The organism is Amycolatopsis sp. WQ 127309 (assembly GCF_023023025.1).
Classification (GTDB): domain Bacteria; phylum Actinomycetota; class Actinomycetes; order Mycobacteriales; family Pseudonocardiaceae; genus Amycolatopsis.
This window is the reverse complement of record NZ_CP095481.1, coordinates 2187942-2209432: the sequence shown is the minus strand read 5'-3', so window position 1 is coordinate 2209432 and position 21491 is coordinate 2187942. Positions and strand designations below refer to the sequence as shown.

Genomic DNA, 21491 nt, shown 5'->3' with positions numbered 1-21491 from the left:
GACCGGCTGGAACGGCTAGGCCGGCGGTGGCTGCTCGCCCCGCTTCGCCGCCGCGCGCTTGGCCCGCCAGCCCAGGCTCAGGACCGCCTGCACGAGTTCCTGGTAGCTCGGCTTGACCTCCTCGAGGTACCGCTCGAGGTAGGCCGCGCGAGCCGTCGGGACCGGGCGGGGGTGGTCGCCCGGGGGGAGCCACGTGAGGCCCTGGATGTTGTGCAGCGCCATCTTCCACCAGCGCGTCGCGCGCTCGGCCGCGCGTTCCTCGCGTTCGGTCGCGACGGCGATCGCGTTCGACGCTTCCTCGATCTCCGCCTCGATCGACTCCGCGCGCTGGAGCTCCCAGGCGCGGAGGTTGTCCGCCGAGCCACGGGACAGGGCGATGATTTCCTTGTACCGCATGGCCGCGGTGGCGCCGTCGTCGGTCATTGCGCGTTCTCCGGACGCTGGAACGGGATGATCACTTCGGGGGCGCCGTGCGTGGTGCGGTCGAAGAACAACGCCCGGCCCGGGCGCGGCGACCAGTGCACCACCTGCCCCGCGGCGAACGGCGCGAGCTCGTTGCCCTGGACGTCCAGGGCCGCCCACGCGCCGATGTCGTCGGTGCCGGCGAACCCCAGCGTGTCCTTGAGCCGGGCGATGCTGCGCCACCAGCCGATCGTGTGGATGCCGTGGCTCGGTCCTTGTTTCAGGATCACGCGCAGGTGGTCGAGGCCGCTCTTCAGCTGCCCGACCGCCTTCGCCTCGAGCGTCGGCAGGGCCGCGTCGACGCCGTACAGCAGCATGATCTTCGCACCGCCGGTCATCGAGCCCGTCATCGACTCGAGCACGCCCGTGAGGTCGTCGACGAGGGTCGCCGCGTGGCCGTCGACGCGCAGGTGCTCGGTCAGCTCCAGTGCGGCCGAGGCGCACGCTTCGATCGGGCAGCTCAAGATGAACTCGACTTCGCCGGCTTCGTACTGCCGGGACAGCGACCGCGCCGCGGAGTCCATGATGGACAGCGCCTCGGCGGTGGCGGACCCGAGCACCGCGACGTTGCGGCCCGGCGCCCGGGGCAGCTCGACGCCGCACGCCGCCTCGGTGACGTCGATCGACTGGCCCAGCAGCGCCCGCGGCTTGGACGTCGGCTTGAGGTCGAGGAACGCCGGGAACCGTTCCAGCACCGGCGAATGCGCTCCGTCGAACAAGCGCGGGCGCGGGAACCGGCCCTGGTACTCCTCCCACAACCGGTGCTGCAGCCGGACGAACACGTTCTTGCTGCTCGCGTCCGGCACGTGGGACAGCTGGTTGCCGTGCGCGATGCCGGAGTCGTGGTTGATCACCGCGTGCCACTTCGGCGCCGACACCGCCGCGTTGTTCGTCTCGGCCAGCACGCGGCGCGCCTTCGGCATCGCGATCCGCAGCGTGCACTGCTCGAACACCGCCGGCTTGCCCCAGAACGCCTCGATACCGGCGACGTCCTGGCTGGCCAGCACCATGTGGATGCCCTGCGACCGGCCGCGGCGGGCGATGTCCTCGAGCAGCTGCGTCGCCGTCGCGGTGACCTGGTCGCGCCCGGCGAACAGGTACTGGAACTCGTCGATCACCGCGACGATCCGCGGCCAGTGCCCGCCGGGGTCGGCTTCGCGCAGGTCGGCGAGGTTGGTGACTTCGTGCTCCTTAGCCGCCGACGACCGCCTTCGCAGCTCGTCGGTGAGGAAGCGCAGCAGCGCCAGGCCGAACTCGCGGTCGGTGTTGACGTTGACGCCGACGAGCCGCGCGTGCGGCAGCCAGCTCGCGTCCTTGCGTCCCGGCGCCAGCCCGGCGAACGAGACGCCTTCCTTGAAGTCCAGCAGGTACAGCGCCAGCTCGTCCGGGGTGTAGCGCGCCGAAAGGCTGCCGAGCAGCGCGTACAGGAAGTTCGTCTTGCCGGACCCGGACGGCCCGCCGATCAGCGCGTGCGGGCTCGCGTCGCCGATCACGACCTCGACCGGTTCGCCCTCGAAGAACCCCACCGGGGCCCGGAGCTCGCGCGCGGAGCTGTGGTGCCCGAGCTCGGGCGGGAGCAGGTCGTCGAACGACCGCGGCCCGCCCTGTTTGGCGATCAGCGCGTCCGCGATCTTGCCCGCCGCGCGGATGACCTGGCCGGACGGCATCGGCGGATCGAGGTCGACGAGCAGGTCGGTGCCGGTCATGCTGCTGATCGCGTGCCGGTCGTCGGTCAGGCTCAGCGTCTCGACCGACGCGCTGACCACCGTCGGCACGTCGATCATGATCAGGCAGATCCCCGCGGCCAGCGCCCCGCTCGCGACGCGCTTGAGGTCGCGCGCGCGTTCCGGTTCGAGCGTTTCGCCGTTGCCGTAGAGCACGGCGATGCGGAACGGCTCGATCCGTTGCTGCTGCGCCTTCCGCAGTTCCCGCAACGACGTGTGGCCCGCCTGCATGCCGGTGGCGTGGATGCGGCGGATGTGCCCGGCCAGCTCGTCGAGGAGGTCCTCCAGCCGGCCCGGGTCGTACAGCGAGAGCGCACTGGTGCGGCTCAGCGGGTAGAGGTCCGGCAGGATCGCGGTCAGCTGCCCGATGTCCCACAGGTGCACGCGCACCGCGCCGGGTTCGAACGTCGAAAGCACGCGGATCAGCAGGTTCTGGACGATGCCGTCGATCGTGGGCCGGGTCTTGGGCGCCGACGTGATCGCCAGGTGCGACTCGTCGAGCAGCGGGACGGCGACGTCGAACGCGCGGGTGGGGTCACCGCCGGCGGCCGTGGCGGAACCGACGCGCCACAGCCCGGGCGCGGTGATGCCGGCGTTGTGGCCGACGCGGCCGAGCCACTCGCCCGCCGGCAGCCCGGCCGGGCCGGGTGCGTTCTGCGCCACCACTTCGCGCAGGGTCGCGGGGCCTTGGCTCCAGTCCGTGTAGTGGGTGCCGCGGATCGCGCCGAGCGCGCCGAAGACCTCGTGCGCGGCGGGGTGGCGGGACCAGTCGTTCTGCTGCTCGGTGCTGGCGTGGTTCATGCCGACGCGGACGATGTCGCGCTCCAGCTCGAGTTTGGCCAGGTCGGCTTCGGCCGCTTGACGGGCTCCGGCCGCCGCGCCCAGTACCAGCCCGATCTGGTGGCGGACCCGGTCGAGTGCGGTCTCGACGCGGTTGCGTTGCTCGGCTGACTTGTTGGCCATCGGCGTCCCCAAGAAAAAAGGTGTCCCGGAAAGGATTACAGGCGCGATCGGTATCCGCTCACCAGATCCTCGGCGGAGGCCAGGCGGCCGAGGAGCTGATCCAGCCCCTCGCCGGCCTGCGCGTACTGCGAAGGGAGCCAGGGATCGGCCTTGGCCTGGGCGTCCACCAGCGCTTGCCGGGCTTCCCCGAGCAGGCTTGTGGCCCGCTCGGTTTGGGCGCGCGCGTCGGCGAGCCCGGCCACGACGGCGGTGAGCAGCTGGTGAAGTTCGGCGAGTGTCATCCGGCTAGAGACGCGCCGAGTACGAGTCGGCGGACGAAATGCTGGCCTGGATGGTGCTCTGCATACCGCTGATGTCGTGCAGCGCCTGGGCCAGCAGGCCGTGGGCCTGGCTCACTTCGTGCTGGCTGCTTCCCTGCGTCGCCTGCGAGAGCGACTGCTGGGCTTCTTCGAGAGACTGCGCTGCTTGCTGGAGGGCGGCGATGCCTGCGGACGCCTTTTCGTTGGCGAGCGCGATGCCAGCGCGGATCTCTTCGACTCCGGCCATCGGGCCTCTACTCCTCGAGTCTGGTTGGTCTTGCGGGGACGGATTTCTATTGAAACAGATCCAGCGACGCACCGTGATCATCAGATGATGCCCAGTGATCGCGGGTCCGGAATCAGCAAGGCCCCGGACGCAGGAACGTCCGGGGCCTGGCCGATCACGGTGCGTGCGGGGGTCATCCCGGCACGAATGCCGCACACTGGCGTCGGTGGCCTGCACTACCCCAGGTCAGAGCGATTTTCGTGCCACTTCGGGCCTCTCTGAACGGGGGCGGTCGAGGTGTTCCGAAGACTATCGCGCGCTGATCGACGGGCTTCGATCAGCCCTGCTCGTAACTCCCTGCTACCGCGCAGAAAACTTCAGTTCGTTTTTGAAGACGTCTCACGTTAGGCCTGCTGGCCGAACGTGCTGGGCCGGTGCGATTCCGGGCCCGCAAACGACAAAACGCCGAGCGGCCCGTGAAGGCTGCTCGGCGTCTCGCCTGATCAAGTGCGGAGGATACAGGATTCGAACCTGCGAGGGCGTGAACCCAACACGCTTTCCAAGCGTGCGCCTTAGGCCGCTCGGCCAATCCTCCGCAGGAGACGATACCGGACGCCCTTCCGTGCCTGCGAAGGCGGGTCAGGCCGACGCGGTCAGGGTGCGACGTCGGCGACCACGCACGTGATGTTGTCGGGGCCGCCCGCTTCGTTGGCCAGGCGGATCAGCTCCGCGACCAGCTCCGCGGGGTCCGAGACGCCCGCGAGGGTGTCGCGCAACGTGGGTTCGCTGACCGGGCCGCTGAGGCCGTCCGAGCAGAGCAGGTAACGGTCGCCCGGCTTCGCGGTGAACGTCCAGACGTCCGCCTCGCTCGAGCCTGACGTCTGCAGGGCGCGCATCAGCAGGGACCGACGCGGGTGGGAGTCGGCGTCTTCGGCGGCGACGCGGCCGTCTTCGACCAGGGCCTGGACGAGCGTGTGGTCGCGGGTCAGCCGGCGCAGGTCGCCGTCGCGCAGGAGGTAGCCGCGGGAGTCGCCGATGTGGGCCGCGGCGAACGTGCCGCCGTCGAAGAGCAGTGCGGTGAGGGTGGTGCCCATGCCTTCGGTGGTGGGCTCCTGCGACGCGACCTCGGTCAGCCGCTCGTCGATCGACTTGACGACACCCGTCAGCGTCGGGATCAGATCGATGGTCGTGAGGTCGATCCGGCGCAGGTCGACGTCGAGCTCGCGCAGCACGTCGACAGCGGTCGCGCTGGCCACTTCGCCGTGCGGCTGACCGCCGATGCCGTCGGCGACGGCGATCAGGCGGGAACTCGCGTACATCGAGTCCTCGTTGATCCGGCGCCGCCTGCCGACGTCCGACCCCGCGGCGTACCGCAGGACGTACCGATCGTGTGTCATGCTCCCATGAAAGCATTGGTTGACTGAGTTCACAAGCAAGACGGCTGAACGGACCATCCTCCGTTAGAGTCCTCGCCATGGACGACGACGCCACGGTCAGCGCGGCAGACATCGCGCGCCTCGGCGGGGTCGGCCGGGCCGCGGTGAGCAACTGGCGCCGCCGGTACCCCGACTTCCCGCAGCCGGTCGGCGGCACGGCGTCGAGCCCGCTGTTCGGCCTCTCCGACGTCGCCGGCTGGTTCCACGCCCGCGGCAAGAAGTTCGAGCTGTCCGCGGCCGAACGCGCCTGGCAGCGCCTGCGCGCCCTCGGTGACGACCTCGACCTCGCCGAGCGGGTGAACCGCGCGGGCGTCTTCTTCGCTTTCCAGGCCGGGATCTTCGACACCTTCGACCACAAGCTCGCCGACGCCGAACTGCTCACGCTGCTCAGCGAGATGACCCACCGGACCGGGCCCGTCGACGCGTTCGAACTGTTGTGCCGCAGATACTTCGAGGCGCACTCGCGGCGGCTGTCGACGACGCCGGAGCCGGTCGCCGAGCTGATGGCCCGGCTCGTCGGGCCGGTGTCGGCCATCCTCGACCCGGCGTGCGGCTTCGGCGCGCTCGCCCTCGCGAGCGGCGCGAAGACCGTGCTGGGGCAGGACAGTGACCCGATGACGGCGTCGATCGCGTCGCTGCGGCTGCGGTTGCGCGGTGTCGAGGCCGACGTCCACGCGGTCGACGCGCTGCGCGAAGACGCCTTCGCCGGCCGGACCGCCGAAGCCGTGCTGTGCGACCCGCCGTTCAACGAACGGGCCTGGGGCCACGACGAACTGGTCGGCGACGTGCGCTGGGAGTACGGCCTGCCGCCGCGCGGCGAGCCCGAGCTCGCCTGGGTGCAGCACTGCCTGGCGCACGTCGAACCCGGTGGCACGGTGGCGATCCTGATGCCGGGCGCGGCGGCCGGGCGGCGCAGCGGGAAGCGCATCCGCGGCAACCTCCTGCGCGCGGGCGCGGTCCGCGCGGTCGTCACGCTGACGTCGGTGGGCCCGGACCTCTGGCTGCTGCGGCGGCCGGTGGCCGGCGAACGCCCGCCGTCCACCGTGCTGCTCGGCGAAGCGGGCGACGATCTGTCCACAGTGGAGGCCGACTGGCTGGAGTTCCTGGCCCGGCCGGAATCCGGCGTCCGGATCATCGACCTGCTCGACGACGACGTCGACCTCTCGCCCGCCCGGTGGCGGGCCCGGGACGAGGACCCGGGGCAGGCGTTCCAGGCCGTGCGGGAGCGGTTCGACGAGCTGGCGCCGCACCTGCCGCCGCTCGGGACGGCGGAGGTCGAGCAGACGTTCACGACCATCGGCGAGCTGGTGAAGGCCGGCGTCGTCGAGGTCCGGCACGCCGCGCGGGCGGACGCCGAGCCGCCGGTCGCGGAGGCGGGTGACGTCGTGGCGTCGGTGACCGGCACCGCGTACGTCCACAGTGGACTGTCGCAGCCGGTGGGGGCCGGGCTGACCGTCTACCGCGTCGACCCGGAGCGGCTGGACGCGGACTTCCTCGCCGGCTGCCTGCGCGCGGCCGACCTCCCGGCCACCTCGGCGTCGACCCGGATCGACAGCAGGCGCGTGCGGATCCCGCGTTGCCCGCTCGACGTCCAGTACCGGTACGGCCTGGTCTTCCAGCAACTCGCCGAGTTCGACGACGTTCTGCGCGAGGCGGCCGAAACGGGCCGTGAGCTGGTCCGGCTAGGCTTCGCGGGACTCGTCGAAGGACGGCTCCGCCCCGGAGGCGGCTAGCCGAAGGGGAACGGATGCTGATCGCCGACCGCTACGAGCTCGACGAACTGCCGCTCGGACGCGGCGGGATGGGCGCGGTGCACGGCGGGCACGACCGCAGGCTGGGCCGGCGCGTCGCGATCAAGCTGCTCAGGCTCCCGGGCCGTGACGAAGAGCTCGAAGCCCGCTTCGCCCGCGAAGCACGGATTCTGGCGACGCTCGACCACCCCGGCGTCCCGGCGCTGTACGACTACGGCACGCACGACGACCGGTTGTTCCAGGTCATGCAGTTCGTCGAGGGCGTGACGATCGCCGATCTGCTCGCCGAGCACGGGCCGCTGCCGGTGCCGTGGGCCGCGGCGATCGCGGCGCAGGCGTGCGCGGTGCTGACCGCCGCTCACGCGCTCGCGGTGTGCCACCGCGACCTCAAGCCGTCCAACCTGATGCTCGGCCCGGACGGCGGGGTGAAGGTGATGGACTTCGGCCTCGCGGTACTGCGCGAAGCCGACGCCGCGCAGTTCACGCGGGCCGGGCAGCTGCTGGGTACGCCGTCGTACATGGCACCCGAGCAGATCCAGCGCGGGGGCGCCGAACCGCGCAGTGACCTCTACGCGCTCGGCTGCGTGCTCCACGAGATGCTCACCGGGCAACGGCTCTTCGACGGCCCCACCGCGTACGCGGTCTTCGAGCGGCAGGTCAAGGAGCTGCCGCCACCGGTCGCGGGGATTCCCCCGCACCTCAACGCGTTGCTCGCCGAGATGCTGGCGAAGGACCCCGAAGACCGGCCGGCCGGCGCGGCGGTGCTGTACGACCGGCTCGGGCCGTTCGTCAGCGGACTGCCGCCGCTGCCGGGGTTCCTGGCGCCGCCGTCGGTGGCCAGCCCGGGCCGGATGTACGCGCGGATGCTGGGCCGCGTCACCGGCTGACGCGTGCCGCGCCGCGCTCGGCCAACGGCAGGCCCGCCAGCTGGATGCGGCGGTAGGTCGTCGCGTTCTGCACCGCGATGCTGACGCCGACGGTGAACGCGATCGACGCCGACGACAGCGGACCCGCGACGCCGAGCGCGGTGGCCAGCGCGACCAGTCCGATCCGGACGCCGATCGTCAGCACCCAGAGGACGAGGGTGACGGCCGAGCCCTTCTGGAACGTCGTGCCGCCGCGCGCGGTCAACGTCGTCGTGGTGCTGCGGAGCACCCCGAGCCCGGCGAGCAGGACCAGGTCGACGCCGAGGAAGCCGAGTTCGGCGGCGGACGCGCCCGGCAGCGCCTTCAGCGTCAGGTAACCGCCCACCACGACGAGGAGCAGCGGCAGCGTCACCAGCGACTTGCGGTCGAGCAGCGTGCCGCGGAGCTGCTTGTAGACGACCCGGTAGAGGACGAGGCCGGCGACGGCGACGTAGAGGAGGACGGTGGCGAAGCTGGACATCGGAGGCTCCCGGTTTCGAAGGTGCCTCCAGCTTCGGCGTCCGGCCGCCTGATCACGTCGGCGTGCGGATCGGTCCCGGGTGGAACCCGGCCTCAACCCCCGGGTTGACGCGCTACTCCTCCCAGACCGGCTCGGGCGGCAGGCCGCGCTCGGCGCGGGCCGCGTCGGACAGTTCCTGGATGAGGCCGGTCTTCGCCCGCGTGTAGGCGTCACCGGTCATCCCGGACGCGGCCAGCTTCTGCTTCAGCTCGCCGTACCGGCGCGCGGCTTCCGGGTACTTCCGCAGGTGAGCGGCCATGACCCGCTCCTTGTTGTGCTCCCAGTTCGTCGGCGGGAAGACGTGCAGGTGGTGCGTGCGGACGTCGCCGGTGCGCCGGACGAACAGCAGCCGTCCTGGGGCGCCGAAGTCCTCGGCGCGGTAGCCGAGGCCGTCGAACAGGTCGGGCGGAACGGCGTCGAGATCGGGCGCGAGCGCGGCGATGTCGATGATGGGCTTGGCCGCGAGGCCGGGTACCGATGTGCTGCCGACGTGCTCGACCTGGGAGAACCGGTCGCCCGCCACGGCGAGGAGCTCGGCGCGGGCCTCGGCGAAGCGCTGCGGCCACGCCTGGTCGTAGGGAGAAACGATCACCATCGGGTCATCATCTACCCAATCGTGACCTTCGTGGACGAACCTCTGGCGGGGGACTCCCGTCTTTAGAGGTGTCCGACGGAGATCGAGTCTTCTGGGGGTACGGGATCGTGAAGAGGCTTCTGGCGGGAGCGGCCGCGCTGGCCACGGCGTTGGTGCTGACCGCGTGCTCGGGCGGGGCGTCCGGTGCGGGCGAGCCGAACGCCGGCGGCGGGGCCGTCGCGGCGGGCACCGGCGGCGGCGCGCCGACGACGTCCGCGAGCACGTCCACGGCTCCCCCCACCACGTCGGCCAGCGCGACGCCGACGCCGACGCCGTCGACGACCAAGCCCGCGCCGACCAGCACCACCCCCAAGCCGAAGCCGAAGCCCAAGCCGGCCCCGAAGCCCGCCGCCGACCCGAGCGTGCCGTGCGCGGCCGCCGCCGCGTCCGCGGGCACGGCCGCCTGCGTCGACCTCTCGGCGCACAAGACCTGGATCCTGCAGGGCGGCAAGGTCATCTACGGGCCGGTCTCGATGCTGCCGGGCCGCAAGGGCTACGCGACGCCGACCGGCACGTTCCACGTGCTGTCGAAGGAGAAGGTGCACCTGTCGAAGGAGTTCGACAACGCGCCGATGCCGAACTCGGTCTTCTTCTACCCGGGTGACGCGTTCCACACCGGCAGCCTGTCGGTGTACTCGCACGGCTGCATCCACCTGTCGGCGAGCTCGTCGCTGAAGTACTTCAACACGCTGCACGTCGGCGACGTGGTGCAGGTTGTTCCGTAACGAGTCATCAATCAATACGGACAGTAGATCACGGTAGAGTAACTTCACTCGTAAGAGTGCAACTGGCCCCCCTGTTCAGGCGATAAGAAATCGCTTGGGAAGGGGGGCCAAATGGCCTTGGGAAAGCTTCGAGCACTACGCCACGCTCTCGTGGCGGTCGTGCTGACGGGGGCATTGCTGCCGGCCGTGACCACTGGGGTGGCCACGGCGGCGGCGGCACTCCCGCAGGGATTCGTCCTGCGGGACACGGACACCGGACTCGGTGTGGGGGAACTGACCGACTTCGCTTACCTGCCGGACAACTCGATGCTCGCCATCGGGAAGAGCGGCGGCGTGCGATGGGTCTCGGCGACGGGTGGCGCGCCGAAAACCGTCACCAACCTGACCGTTCGCACGATCGGTGACCTCGGCCTGGTGGGCATCGCCGTGGCGCCGGACTACGCGACCACGCACAACGTCTACCTGACGCGTTCGATCGACAGCGGAGCCGGCTACGTCATGCGGCTCTCGCGGTTCACCGTCACGCTCGACGGCACGGGGACGCCGTCCGGGCTGACCGGCGAGCAGGTCGTCTTCGAGACGCCGGGCATCCACAACGTCCACGGCATCAACACCGTCCTCGCGCCGGCGGACGGCACGCTCTGGGTGTCGATCGGCGACAGCGGCGACTTCACGCAGGTGGACCCGGGTGCGCTGCGGGCGCAGGACATCAACCAGCCCTACGGCAAGATCCTGCACCTGACCGCGGACGGCAAGGGCGTCCCGGGCAACCCGTACTACGACGCGGCGAACCCGGCGTCGACCGCGAGCAAGGTGTTCGCCCGCGGCTTCCGCAACCCGTTCCGGCTCAGCATCGACCCGAACCTCGGCCTGCCGGTCGCCGGTGACGTCGGCTGGAACAGCTACGAAGAGATCGACGTCGTGCAGCGCGGCGCCAACCAGGGCTGGCCGTGCTGGGAGGGCAACCACCCCAGCCCCGGCTACACCGCCCTCGCCGAGTGCGCCGCGGTGGTGAACCAGCCGCCGATCACCGAGTACCAGCACGGTGACGGGATCAACAACGGCAACAGCGTCAGCGGCGGGATCCTCTACAACGGCTCCAGCTACCCGCCGGCCTACCGCGGTTCCTACTTCTTCGGCGACTACGCGACGCAGAAGATCTGGACCCTGCGCTACGACGACCAGGGCAAGCTCACGCAGGCGCCGGAAACACCGCCCGTCTTCACCGGCGTCGGCGGCCCGGTCAAGTTCGCCCCCGCGCCGAACGGCGACATCGTGTTCGCCGACATCCTCAGCGGCAAGATCCGGCGGCTGACCTACACCTCCGGCAACACCGTGCCGATCGCGGCAGCGACGTCGACCACCAACCCGGACACCCGGACGGTTTCCTTTGACGGCTCGACGTCGGTCGACTACGACAACGACCCGCTGAAGTACGACTGGAACTTCGGCGACGGCACGACCGCTCTCGACGCCGGCCCCCAGGTGAACCACACCTACGCGGCGGGCACCGACGCGTTCACCGCGACGCTGACGGTCCGGGACCCGCTGGGGGCGACCGGGACGACCACCGTCGCGGTCGCGCCGGGCAACCACAGCCCGCAGCTCACCCTGACCACGCCGGGCGACACCGCGACGTTCGCGGTGGGCCAGCAGGTCGGCCTGAGCGGCACCGCGACGGACGCCGAGGACGGCACGCTGCCGATCACCTGGACGTCCACGGTGCGCCACTGCCCGAGCGAGGCGACGTGCCACTCGCACCCGGGCGTCGGCGGGACGGGGGCGAGCTTCGCGCAGCCGTTCACCGACCACCCGGACTCCCGGATGGAGTTCACCGCGACGGTGACCGACAGCGCCGGCGTCAAGGCGTCCCAGACCTACGTGGCCCGGCCGCGCGAACACCGGATCACCTTGGTCAGCACGCAGCCCGCGGCGCTGAGCATCCCGGTCGAGGGCGGCGTCACCACGGCGCTGGTCGCCGAAGGCGCGTCCTTCGACGTCGAGGCTCCGGCACTGGGCATCGACGGCGTCTCGAAGTTCACCGGCTGGCAGGGCGGGCCCACGACCACCACGTGGGTCGTCACCGTCGGCACGAGCGACATGACGCTGACGGCGAACTACGACACCCCGATCGACCAGCGCTACAACGCCGACGCGGCGTTGCGGACCAAGCTCGGGGCGCCGGCCGCCGCCGAGGTCACCGACGGTGCGGTCCACTACCGGGCCTACGCCAACGGCAACCTCTACTGGAGCGCGGCGACCGGCGCGAAGTACGTCACCGCGCCGATCCTGGCCAAGTACCTCGCGCTCGGGGGCATCAACGCGCTCGGGGCCCCGGAGAACGACACCACGGTCGCGCCGGACGGCGTCGGCACGTACAACCACTTCACGGCCTGGTCCTCGATCTACTCCACCCCGGCCACCGGGGCGCACCTGATCAAGGGCATGATCCGCGACAAGTGGCAGGCGCTGGGCTGGGAACGCGGCATCGGCTACCCGACGACCGACGAACTGTCCACTCCGGACGGTGTCGGCCGGTACAACCACTTCCTCAACGGCGGGAACATCGGTTCGATCTACTACACGGTCAACACCGGTGCCCACGCCCTCTACGGGGAGATCCGCAAGAAGTTCGCGGCGCTCGACTACGAGCGCGGCCTCGGCTACCCGACGACCGACGAGCTCGGCACGCCGGACGGCCGTGGCCGGTACAACCACTTCAGCCTCGGCCACTCGATCTACTACACGGTGGCGACGGGTGCGCACGCGGTGAAGGGTGAGATCCGCAAGCGCTGGGCGGCGCTCGGGTGGGAGAACTCCTACCTGCACTACCCGAAGACCGACGAGTACGTGGTGAACGGGGTGTACCGCAGCGACTTCGAAGGCGGCTACATCACGTTCACGCTCGCCGGCGGGGCGGTCGACCGACCCTGGTGAGCTGGTAACTGAAGCACGACGAGGGCCGTCTCCGGAATTCTCCGGGGGCGGCCTTCGTCGTTTCACTCAACCTTTTCGGGGCTTCCGCAAGGCTTGGTGGCAGTAAGAGGGAACACGGATTGCCGGGGGAGTTCTTCTCCTCGCTGAGCAAGGGTGACGAGGTCCAGGTCGTCAGGTGAGCAGGTCCGCGGGGGTCGTGCCGGTCGACGTCAGCGGCAGGCCGAGGGTGACGCGTTCGGTGAGCCACGGGCTCGGCCGGTAGCGGGGGTCGCCGGTGGCCCCCTCCAGGCCGCGCAGGATGCGCAGCACGACGTCGCCGCCGACCAGGTCGCCCCAGGCCAGCGGGCCGCGCGGGTAGCCGAGGCCGAGGTGGACCGCCGTGTCGATGTCCGCCGGGGTGGCCAGGTGGTGGCCCGCGATGAAGCACGCCGTGTTGACGATCGAGGCCAGCAGGCGCTGGGCGATCGGGGCCGGGCCGTCGCGGACCACCGTCACCGGGTTCCCGGTGGCGGCCAGTGCGCCCCACGCCGCGCGGCCCACGTCCGGGTCGAGGCCCGGGTGCACCGACAGCGTCAGCCGGCGCTCGTAACCGCCTAGCGGGTCGACGCCGGCGACACGCGCCAGCGGCAGGCCGCCGCGGGTGGCGGCGTCCACTGTGGACTCGCCGTAGAGCGGGACGAGCAGGACGGCGTCCGGGTAGGCGTCCGACACCACGTGCACGCCGGCCGCCGACAGCACGCGCGCGAGGTGCTCGTCGGCGGTGAACACCGGGCCCGTCGGCTTCGGCGGCGCGGCCGGCTCGGCCGGGTTCTGCTGCTTGCCCTCGACGTGCCGGTAGAAGCCCTCGCCGTTCTTGCGGCCGAACAGGCCCGCGGCGACACGCGGGCGCGTCAGCCACGACGGCCGCAGCCGCGGGTCGCCGTGGAAGCCGCTCCAGATGCTCTCCAGCACGGCGTGCGAAACGTCGAGGCCGGTGAGGTCGAGCAGCTCGAACGGGCCGAGCTTCAGGCCGAGCACGTCCCGCGCGACGCGGTCGACGTCGGCCGGCTCGGCCAGCGCCTCGCCGAGGATCTGCAGCGCCTCGGTGCCGAGCCCGCGCCCGGCGTGGTTGACCAGGAAGCCCGGCGCGTCCTTCGCGAGCACCGGCTCGTGGCCCCAGCCGCGGACCAGCTCGAGCGCCTCGGCGGCCAGCCAGTCGTGCGTCCGGGTGCCCGGGACGACCTCGACCAGGCGCATCAGCGGCACCGGGTTGAAGAAGTGCAGGCCGACGAGCCGGCCGGGGTCGGTCAGCTCGGCGGCGATCTCGGTGACCGACAGCGAGCTGGTGTTCGTCGCGAAGATCGTCTCCTGTGGACAGACGCGCTCCAGGCCGGCGAACAGCGCCCGCTTGGTCGCGAGGTCCTCGCGCACGGCTTCGACGACCAGGTCGACGCCGTCGGCGGGCGCGTCCGGCGAATCGACCGGGACGAGCCGGTCCTTCACCGCCTGCGGGTCTTCGGTCAGCTTGCCCTTGGCGGCGAGCTTGTCCACCATCCCGCCGACGAATTCGATCGCCTTCGCGACGGCCTCGGGCCGGACGTCGGCCAGCTCGACGGTCACCCCCGCGGTCGCGGCGAGCTGGACGATCCCGCGGCCCATCACCCCGGTCCCGATCACCCGGATCCTGCCGACCTTCCCGGCCCACCCCGTCACGTCGTGCCCGCCTTCCGCAGTTTGCCGTCCGGGCGACGGTACCGTCTCGGCCGTGGCAGGGAAGCGCCTGACGCGGGCGGAAAGCCGCGAACGGACCAAGGAGCGGCTGCTCGACGCGGCGGCCGCGCTGTTCGCCGAGCGCGGTGTCAACGGCACGTCCGTCGAGCAGATCGCCGAACGCGCCGGTTACACGCGCGGCGCGTTCTACGGCAACTTCGAGGACAAGCACGAGCTGGTCGTCGCGCTGCTGGACCAGCGCCGTTCGCAGGAGGCGTCCGAGGTCGGGGCCCTGAGCGGTGACGTCATGGCCCGGCTCAAGGAGTGGCACGGCGAGCGCGCCGAACACCTGCCGGAGTGGTTCGCACTGCGCACCGAACTGACCCTGTACGCGCTGCGCAACCCCGGGGCCCGGCCGTCGATCGGGGAGAACGAACGCGCCGCGCGTGAGCTGATCGAGGCGGGGGTGCGGGCGACGTTCGCCGCGCGCGGGGTCGAGCCGCCGGCGGAACCGGCGTTCCTCGCGCTGATCATCCACGCGCTGGAGGACGGCCTGCTCCGGCAGCGCTACCTGAGCCCGGAGGGCACGAGCGACACCGTGATCGCCGACGCCGTCGAGCTGCTGCTGCGGACCTGGCTGCGTTAGAGCCCGACGAACTCCGCCATCCGCTTCGCCGTGTGGGCGAAGAACTCGTCGGCCGGGTCGACGCTGCCGACGTACTGGCCGAACAGGTCGAAGTTGATCGCCCCGAACAGCTGGGTCCACGCCATGAGCAGCCGGGCCACCGTCTCGGGTCCGGCGACGATCCCGAGGACCTTCGTCAGCGTCTCGGCCTGGGCCCGCAGCCCGGGCGCGACGTCGCCGTCGACGGCCCGCAGCTCGGTGTGCGTGAGCACCTTGACCAGGGCCAGCGCGACGCGGGCCGCCGGCGCGACGGTGTCCTGCGGGGCCTGGTAGCCGGGGATCGGCGAACCGTAGATCAGCGCGTACTCGTGCGGGTGCGCCTTCGCCCACTCGCGCGTCGCCAGCCAGATCGACAGCCAGCGCTCGCGTGGTTCGCCCTTACCCGGGTCGGCGCCCTCGGCCGCCTCGCCGATCGCGTTGTAGGCGTCGACGATCAGGTCGGTCAGCAGCCGGTCGCGGCTGGGGAAGTAGCGGTACAGCGCGGACGAGACCATGCCCAGCTCACGCGCCACCGCGCGCAGCGAAAGCCCGTTCGCGCCGACCTCGGCGAGCTGGCGGCGGGCCTCGTCCTTGATCTCCTGGGTGAGTTCGGCGCGGGCACGTTCGCGCGCGGTCCGGGTCGCGGTCATGCCCCCCAGTCTGCCATGCACGAGAGCGGCGCACAAAATCGAGAGCACCGCTCTTGACTCGACGTGGCAAAGGGTGTTCACTGCTCTTAACCGAGAGCACTGCTCTCCCAGAACTCCGGAGGACACCATGGCCGAGACCCGCTACCTGAAGCCCGCCAAGTCCACCAACGTCTTCAACGAGCTGGTCGCGAAGCTGACCAAGATGGGCGTGAGCATCCTCGGCAGCCGGGTGCTGACCGTCGTCGGCCGCAAGAGCGGCGAGCCGCGCTCGACCCCGGTCAACCTGCTGACCATCGACGGCGTCGACTACCTCGTCGCCGCCCGCGGCGAGACGCAGTGGGTGCGCAACCTGCGCGTGGCCGGCCAGGGGCAGCTGCGCGTCGGACGGCGCGACGAGACCTTCACCTACCGCGAGCTGGCCGACGACGAGAAGCCCGTGATCCTGCGCGCCTACCTCAAGCGCTGGAAGTTCGAGGTCAGCGCGTTCTTCGAGGGCGTCGACGCCAAGGCGTCGGACGAGCAGCTGCGCGAGATCGCGCCCGGCTACCCGGTCTTCGAGATCTTCACGAAGTAGGTTTGCGCCGCCGGGTCACGTTCGCCGCGACCAGGACGATGCCGGCCAGGAACGCGACGAGCCCGATCAGGAACCACAGCTTCTGGCCCGTCATGAAACTTCCGGTGATGACGCCGAGGCCCTGCAGCACCCAGACGGCGCCGACGAGCAAGAGCACGACCCCGACCGCGAACGTGATCCACCGCTTCATCGCGCCAGTCTCGCACGAACGGCGTCAGTCGCCGGGGACGAGTTTGTGCTTGTAGGCGTAGACGACGGCGTGCACGCGGTCGGGCAGCCCGAGCTTCGAGAGCACCCGTGACACGTGGGTCTTCACCGTCTCCTCGCCGACGTGCAGCTGCCGCGCGATCTCGGCGTTGCTGCAGGCGTCGGCGAGCAGGAGCAGCACCTCCCGCTCCCGGGACGTCAGCCGGGCGACCTCGGGCGGTTCGGCGGCGGTCGGCTCGAGCACCGACGTGAACTTCGCGACCAGCCGCCGGGTCACCGACGGGTCGATCAGCGCGTCACCCCGGGCCGCCACCCGCATCGCCGCGACCAGCTCCTCCGGCGCCAGGCTCTTCAGCAGGAACCCGCTCGCCCCGGCCCGCAGCGCGCGGTAGACGTACTCGTCGGCGTCGTAGGTGGTGAGCACGAGGACGCGGGTGTCGTTGCCCGGCGCGGAGAGGATCGCCTCGGTCGCGGCGAGGCCGTCGAGGCGGGGCATGCGGACGTCGAGGACCGCGACGTCCGGGCGCAGGCGAGCCGTTTCGGCCACCGCCTCGCGGCCGTCGGACGCCTCGCCGACGCAGGTGAAGTCGGGCTGGGTGTCGAGCAGCGCGCGCATCCCGGAGCGGAACATCGCGTGGTCGTCGGCCAGCAGGACGCGGATCATGTGCTCTCCACCGGGAAGGTCGTGCGCAGCTGCCACTGCGTGCCGTTTTCGCCGTAGGCGACCTGGCCGCCGAACAGCGTGACGCGCTGCCGGATCCCCGCCAGGCCGCGGTGCGCGTGGTCGCCACGGGAGGTGCGGCCGGGTCGCAGGCCGTTGGTCACCGTGAGCACGATTTCGGTGCGGCCGTGGTTCAGTTCGACCTCGACCGGGCCCACGCCGTGGCGCAGCGCGTTGGTCAGGCCCTCCTGCGCGATCCGGTACAGCGCGACGTCGAGCGAGCCGGCCAGCTCGCGTGGTTCGCCGAGCAGCGTCAGCCGGGTCGGCAGACCGGCCGCGCGGACGGTCTCGACCAGCTCGTCGAGGTTGTCCAGACCGGGCTGGGCGGCGCCGGTTTCGGCGTGCAGGAGGTCGAGCAGGCGGCGCAGGTCGGCCATCGCCGAGCGGCTCGCGGATTCGACCGCGCCGAGCGACTTGCGCACCGGCGAGTCGCCCTCGGGCAGCCCGAGCCGGGCCGCGCCGGCGTGCACGCCGATGGCGCTGACGTGGTGGGAGATGACGTCGTGCAGGTCGCGCGCGATCGTCGTGCGCTCCTCGGTGACGGCTCTTCGCACGGCCGCTTCTTCGTGCTGGCGGCGTTCGTCCGCCTCGCGCTCGAGGTCGGCGATGTAGGCGCGCCGCGCCGTCGTGTACCGGCCGACCAGCCACGGCAGCAGCGCGCTCACGCTGACGCTGACCGCCATCAGCCGCAGGTCGCTCGCGGTCCGGCCGCCGCCTTCGACGCAGCCCGCGGTGACGCCGGCGACCATCGCGAGGAGCGCGAGCACCGCCGGTTTCGGGCGCAGCCAGGCGCCCGCGCGGTAGCCCGCGATCAGGACGCCCGCGTTGTTGCCGACGACGTACCCCGCGGTGGTGCTGATCAGCAGCGGCGAGGCGGCGAAGAGCAGGGCGTGCGCCAGCGACACCCAGCCCGAGTAGCGGGCCGGCCCGGCGAGCGCCGCGTTGACGGCGACGCCGCCGATCAGCACGGCCCACGGCTGCCAGTGGCCGTTGCCGAGCGGTCCGCGCACGCTGAAGAGGACGGCGTCGCAACCGACGCAGACCACCGCGACGAGCAGCGACTGCCGCCGCAGCGACCCCCTGATGTCGTACACGCCCGCAACTGTGCCCTAACCGGGCCGCCGGGGTCCGCAAAAGCCGTGAAGGCCTCCTTACCGGCTCTTACGGCCGGTAAGGAGGCCTTCACGGCTTTCGGTGTGGTGGAGCGGGAGCGTCAGTTCGAGGGGCGGGCCGGGTAGCCGCCGCGGCGCTGGCCCGGCTGGCGCTGGCCCTGGCCCGCCGGCGCCTGGCCGAGGGACGTCGCCGTCGCGGTCTGGCCGTCGACCTTCGCCACTACCGTCACGTTGGTGTCGCCGGTCTTGACGTCGCCCGTCTTCTGGGTCGAGCCGTCCAGCGCGTACGTCTGCTTGTAGCCGTCCTTGCTGGTCAGCGTCACGGACGTGGCGCTCAGCTCGGTGACGTCGCCGGTCTGCAGCCGCTCGGTCGTGTAACCGCCGTTCGGGTTCGCGACGACGAAGTCGCCGTGCAGCGCGTCCCGCAGCGCGGCCGCGCCGCCGCCGAAGTTCCCGCCGGGCACGCCCTGGCCGCGGAACTGGCCGCCGCCGGGACCGCCCGGGCCGCCGAAGCCGCCGGGGCCGCCCTGCTGCGCGGAGTTGTCGGCGCTGCTGGTGCCCGCCCAGATCGCCGCGCCGCCACCGGCCGCGATCACCACGGCGATGCCGGCGGCGATCGCCGTCTTCTTGCCGGACCAGCCCTTCTTCGGCGCGGCCGCCGCGGGGTCGCCCCAGTTCGCCGCGGCCGGTTGGCTCGCGGGTGCCGGCTCGCCCTGGGGCGGAGTGTTCGGCGTCGGCTCGGTCGTCATCGTGTCCTCCGGTCGTACCCACACTGGTCCAGCCCAGGCTCGCCGCCCCGGCTGTGTTTGAGCTGTGCGAGCCGTCAGCGGGTCCTGTGGCTCCCTTACCCAGGCGAAGGACCTCACAGGCAACGCACAGCGCGCCCACAGCGAACCCGGTGGGCGCGTGGCGAAGATGGCACTATGACCGCTATGAACACCACGTCACCCGGCCCCGGCAAGGCCGACCTGCGCCGCGCCGACGGGAGCCCCGTGCGGGTCCTCGTCGTCGACGACGAGGCGACGCTGGCCGAGCTCGTCTCGATGGCCCTGCGGATGGAGGGCTGGGAGGTGCGCAGCGCGGGTGACGGCACGGAGGCCGTCCGGATCGCGCGCGACTTCCGGCCCGACGCGGTCGTCCTGGACGTCATGCTCCCCGACTTCAGCGGCCTGGAAGTGCTGCGGCGCATGCGTTCCGAGGCCCCGCACCTGCCGGTGCTGTTCCTGACGGCGAAGGACGCGGTCGAGGACCGCATCGCCGGGCTCACCGCGGGCGGCGACGACTACGTCACCAAGCCGTTCAGCCTCGAAGAGGTCGCGCTGCGCCTGCGCGCGCTGCTGCGCCGGGCAGGCGGCGTCACCGGCGCGAGCGGGTCGACGCTGGTCGTCGGCGACCTCACCCTGGACGAGGACAGCCGCGAGGTGCACCGCGGCGGCGACCTGGTGCCGTTGACGGCGACCGAGTTCGAGCTGCTGCGCTACCTCATGCGCAACCCGAAGCGGGTGCTGTCGAAGGCCCAGATCCTGGATCGCGTGTGGAGCTACGACTTCGGCGGCCAGGCCAACATCGTCGAGCTCTACATCTCCTACCTGCGCAAGAAGATCGACGCCGACCGCGAGCCGATGATCCACACCATGCGGGGCGCCGGGTATGTCCTCAAGCCAGCGGGCTGAGCGGCGGCGGTTCGGGACGCAGCGGCCGTGGTCGTTGCGTCGCCGGCTGATCGTCCAGCTCGCCGCGCTGCTCGCGCTCGTCTGCGTCGTCGTCGGCGTGGTCACGGAGTTCGCGCTGAGCGAGTTCCTGGTGCGCCAGCAGGACGACCGGCTCGCCGCGGCCACCGACCGCGCCAAGCACGGCGGTGAACGGCCGCCCTGGACGTACGGCGACGCGCCGCCGCCGGACCCGCTGCGGGCACTGGGCCAGGGTGAGGGCACGCTCGCCGCCGTCCAGGTCGGCTCGCGGGGCACCGGGGCCGTGCTCGACTCCAGCGTGGGCTCGCCGACCAAGCGGCGGGCGCCGTACCGGCAGCTCGACGAGGGCCAGGTGCGGACGCTGCTGGCGTTGCCGTCCGACGGGAAGCCGCACAGCATCGTCCTGAGCGGCAGCCTCGGGGCCTACCGCGTCGTCTCGACGGCGTCGCCCGGCGGCGACAAGACCGTCATCGGCCTGCCGTTGAAGGACGTCAACGAGACGCTCTGGCGGCTGGGCTTCATCCTCGGCGGCGTCGCGCTCGCCGGGATCCTGGTGGCCGGCGCGGTCGGCGCGGCGACGATCCGCCGCACGATGCTCCCGCTGGACCGGCTGGCCGCGACCGCCACGCGCGTCTCGGAACTGCCGCTGGACCGCGGCGAAGTCGCGCTGTCCGAACGCGTCCCGGAGGCCGACACCAACCCGAACACCGAGGTCGGCAAGGTCGGCTCGGCGCTGAACCGGATGCTGCAGCACATCGCGAACGCGCTGACCGCGCGGCAGGCGAGCGAAAGCCGCGTGCGCCAGTTCGTCGCGGACGCGAGCCACGAGCTGCGGACGCCGCTGGCCGCGATCCGCGGGTACGCGGAGCTGACCCGGCGCAGCGGCGAGCAGGTGCCGCCGGACATCGCGTTCGCGATGAGCCGCGTCGAGTCGGAGTCGCGCCGGATGACGACGCTGGTGGAGGACCTGCTGCTGCTCGCCCGGCTGGACTCGGGCCGCGCGGTGGTGCCGGAGTGGGTCGACCTGTGCCGGCTGGTGGCCGACGCGGTCGCGGACGCGCACGTCGCGGGCCCGGACCACAAGTGGCTGATGGACGTCCCCGGCGAGCCGATCGGCGTCCTCGGCGACGCGGGCCAGCTGCACCAGGTGGTGATCAACGTGCTGGCCAACGCCCGCACGCACACCCCGGCGGGCACCACGGTGACGACCACACTGTCCACTTCGGACGGCTTCGTGCGGTTGCGGGTGGCCGACGACGGCCCGGGCATCCCGCCGGAAATCCTCCCGGACATCTTCGAACGCTTCGCCCGCGGCGACAACTCACGCTCACGGGCGGCGGGCAGCACGGGCCTCGGGCTGGCGATCGTGGCCGCGGTGGCCGGTGCGCACGGCGCCCGCGTCGGCGTGCAGAGCCGGCCGGGACGCACGGAGTTCGAGATCGTCTTCGCGGCGGCCCCGGCCCCGGAGTAGCCCCGCCTACTTGTCCACATCCCCCGGAATCCCTCCACAACCCCGCATCTTTCGTAGTGAAAGTGGCGCTTCGGGCCACCCGCGGTAAGGCGCGGTGGGCAGGGTGCGTCACTCGATCGGGGTGGATGCA

Annotated in this window: 21 protein-coding genes and 1 tRNA gene; 8 read left to right on the top strand and 14 right to left on the bottom strand. The window is 71.7% G+C overall.

Annotation, left to right across the window (positions count from 1 at the left end):
- Positions 1-15: 15 nt before the first annotated feature.
- The 6 genes from MUY22_RS09935 to MUY22_RS09910 all read right to left on the bottom strand — a co-directional run bounded on the left by MUY22_RS09935 (position 16) and on the right by MUY22_RS09910 (position 5071).
- Entirely contained in the window at positions 16-423 is a 408-nt protein-coding gene (locus MUY22_RS09935; RefSeq protein WP_247058982.1) for a hypothetical protein, read from the bottom strand.
- Complete coding sequence (locus MUY22_RS09930) at positions 420-3149, bottom strand: FtsK/SpoIIIE domain-containing protein (protein ID WP_247058980.1); 2730 nt, start codon at positions 3147-3149, stop codon at positions 420-422. Before MUY22_RS09930 ends, MUY22_RS09935 begins: the two co-directional genes overlap by 4 nt.
- Positions 3150-3184: 35 nt before the next feature.
- On the bottom strand, positions 3185-3430 hold the full coding sequence (locus MUY22_RS09925) for a hypothetical protein (protein ID WP_247058978.1): 246 nt from the start codon (positions 3428-3430) through the stop codon (positions 3185-3187).
- Between the two features lie 4 nt (positions 3431-3434).
- Positions 3435-3695, bottom strand: coding sequence for a hypothetical protein (locus MUY22_RS09920; protein WP_247058976.1), 261 nt, complete (start codon positions 3693-3695; stop codon positions 3435-3437).
- Positions 3696-4184: 489 nt separating this feature from the next.
- A tRNA-Ser gene (locus MUY22_RS09915) sits at positions 4185-4269 on the bottom strand.
- 58 nt (positions 4270-4327) lie between these two features.
- Positions 4328-5071 carry a PP2C family serine/threonine-protein phosphatase gene (locus MUY22_RS09910; protein WP_247058975.1) on the bottom strand — a complete coding sequence of 248 codons (744 nt, stop codon included), beginning with the start codon at positions 5069-5071 and terminating at the stop codon, positions 4328-4330.
- 77 nt (positions 5072-5148) lie between these two features.
- Here MUY22_RS09910 and MUY22_RS09905 point away from each other — a divergent pair, with 77 nt between their 5' ends.
- Entirely contained in the window at positions 5149-6843 is a 1695-nt protein-coding gene (locus MUY22_RS09905; protein WP_247058974.1) for a class I SAM-dependent DNA methyltransferase, read from the top strand.
- 14 nt (positions 6844-6857) lie between these two features.
- Positions 6858-7748, top strand: coding sequence for a serine/threonine-protein kinase (locus tag MUY22_RS09900; protein ID WP_247058973.1), 891 nt, complete (start codon positions 6858-6860; stop codon positions 7746-7748).
- Here the strand turns inward: MUY22_RS09900 and MUY22_RS09895 are convergent.
- Positions 7738-8247 carry a hypothetical protein gene (locus MUY22_RS09895; protein ID WP_247058972.1) on the bottom strand — a complete coding sequence of 170 codons (510 nt, stop codon included), beginning with the start codon at positions 8245-8247 and terminating at the stop codon, positions 7738-7740. The two genes, MUY22_RS09900 and MUY22_RS09895, sit on opposite strands and share 11 nt — an antisense overlap.
- A 112-nt stretch (positions 8248-8359) precedes the next feature.
- A complete protein-coding gene (locus MUY22_RS09890; RefSeq protein ID WP_247058971.1) occupies positions 8360-8881 on the bottom strand; it encodes a GrpB family protein in 522 nt (173 codons plus the stop codon).
- Positions 8882-8988: 107 nt separating this feature from the next.
- Between MUY22_RS09890 and MUY22_RS09885 the strand changes: the two genes are divergently transcribed.
- Both MUY22_RS09885 and MUY22_RS09880 read left to right on the top strand, forming a co-directional pair.
- Positions 8989-9645, top strand: coding sequence for a L,D-transpeptidase (locus MUY22_RS09885; RefSeq protein WP_247058970.1), 657 nt, complete (start codon positions 8989-8991; stop codon positions 9643-9645).
- 111 nt (positions 9646-9756) lie between these two features.
- Entirely contained in the window at positions 9757-12582 is a 2826-nt protein-coding gene (locus MUY22_RS09880) for a PQQ-dependent sugar dehydrogenase (RefSeq protein WP_247058969.1), read from the top strand.
- 171 nt (positions 12583-12753) lie between these two features.
- Here the strand turns inward: MUY22_RS09880 and MUY22_RS09875 are convergent, their stop codons facing one another.
- Positions 12754-14274 (bottom strand): 3-hydroxyacyl-CoA dehydrogenase, encoded by a 1521-nt coding sequence (locus tag MUY22_RS09875; protein WP_247058968.1) that lies wholly within the window; start codon positions 14272-14274, stop codon positions 12754-12756.
- A gap of 52 nt (positions 14275-14326) precedes the next feature.
- On the opposite strand from MUY22_RS09875, the gene MUY22_RS09870 reads away from it, so the two are divergent.
- Positions 14327-14917, top strand: a complete 591-nt coding sequence (locus tag MUY22_RS09870; RefSeq protein WP_247058967.1) for a TetR/AcrR family transcriptional regulator — start codon at positions 14327-14329, stop codon at positions 14915-14917.
- Here MUY22_RS09870 and MUY22_RS09865 read toward each other — a convergent pair.
- A complete protein-coding gene (locus MUY22_RS09865; protein ID WP_247058966.1) occupies positions 14914-15585 on the bottom strand; it encodes a TetR/AcrR family transcriptional regulator in 672 nt (223 codons plus the stop codon). The genes MUY22_RS09870 and MUY22_RS09865 overlap by 4 nt on opposite strands.
- Before the next feature lie 127 nt (positions 15586-15712).
- Here MUY22_RS09865 and MUY22_RS09860 point away from each other — a divergent pair, with 127 nt between their 5' ends.
- Entirely contained in the window at positions 15713-16159 is a 447-nt protein-coding gene (locus MUY22_RS09860; RefSeq protein WP_247058965.1) for a nitroreductase family deazaflavin-dependent oxidoreductase, read from the top strand.
- Here the strand turns inward: MUY22_RS09860 and MUY22_RS09855 are convergent.
- From MUY22_RS09855 to MUY22_RS09840, 4 genes are all read right to left on the bottom strand, one after another.
- Positions 16149-16349: a hypothetical protein gene (locus MUY22_RS09855; protein ID WP_247058964.1), complete on the bottom strand. Its 201-nt coding sequence runs from the start codon at positions 16347-16349 to the stop codon at positions 16149-16151. The genes MUY22_RS09860 and MUY22_RS09855 overlap by 11 nt on opposite strands.
- A gap of 24 nt (positions 16350-16373) precedes the next feature.
- Complete coding sequence (locus MUY22_RS09850) at positions 16374-17030, bottom strand: response regulator transcription factor (protein WP_247058963.1); 657 nt, start codon at positions 17028-17030, stop codon at positions 16374-16376.
- Positions 17027-18181 carry a sensor histidine kinase gene (locus tag MUY22_RS09845; protein WP_247058962.1) on the bottom strand — a complete coding sequence of 385 codons (1155 nt, stop codon included), beginning with the start codon at positions 18179-18181 and terminating at the stop codon, positions 17027-17029. The genes MUY22_RS09850 and MUY22_RS09845 overlap by 4 nt, the downstream gene beginning before the upstream one ends.
- A 119-nt stretch (positions 18182-18300) precedes the next feature.
- Entirely contained in the window at positions 18301-18948 is a 648-nt protein-coding gene (locus tag MUY22_RS09840; RefSeq protein WP_247058961.1) for a hypothetical protein, read from the bottom strand.
- Between the two features lie 183 nt (positions 18949-19131).
- On the opposite strand from MUY22_RS09840, the gene MUY22_RS09835 reads away from it, so the two are divergent.
- Entirely contained in the window at positions 19132-19872 is a 741-nt protein-coding gene (locus MUY22_RS09835; protein ID WP_371827598.1) for a response regulator transcription factor, read from the top strand.
- Complete coding sequence (locus MUY22_RS09830) at positions 19850-21361, top strand: cell wall metabolism sensor histidine kinase WalK (protein WP_247058960.1); 1512 nt, start codon at positions 19850-19852, stop codon at positions 21359-21361. The genes MUY22_RS09835 and MUY22_RS09830 overlap by 23 nt, the downstream gene beginning before the upstream one ends.
- The last annotated feature ends 130 nt before the right edge of the window (positions 21362-21491 follow it).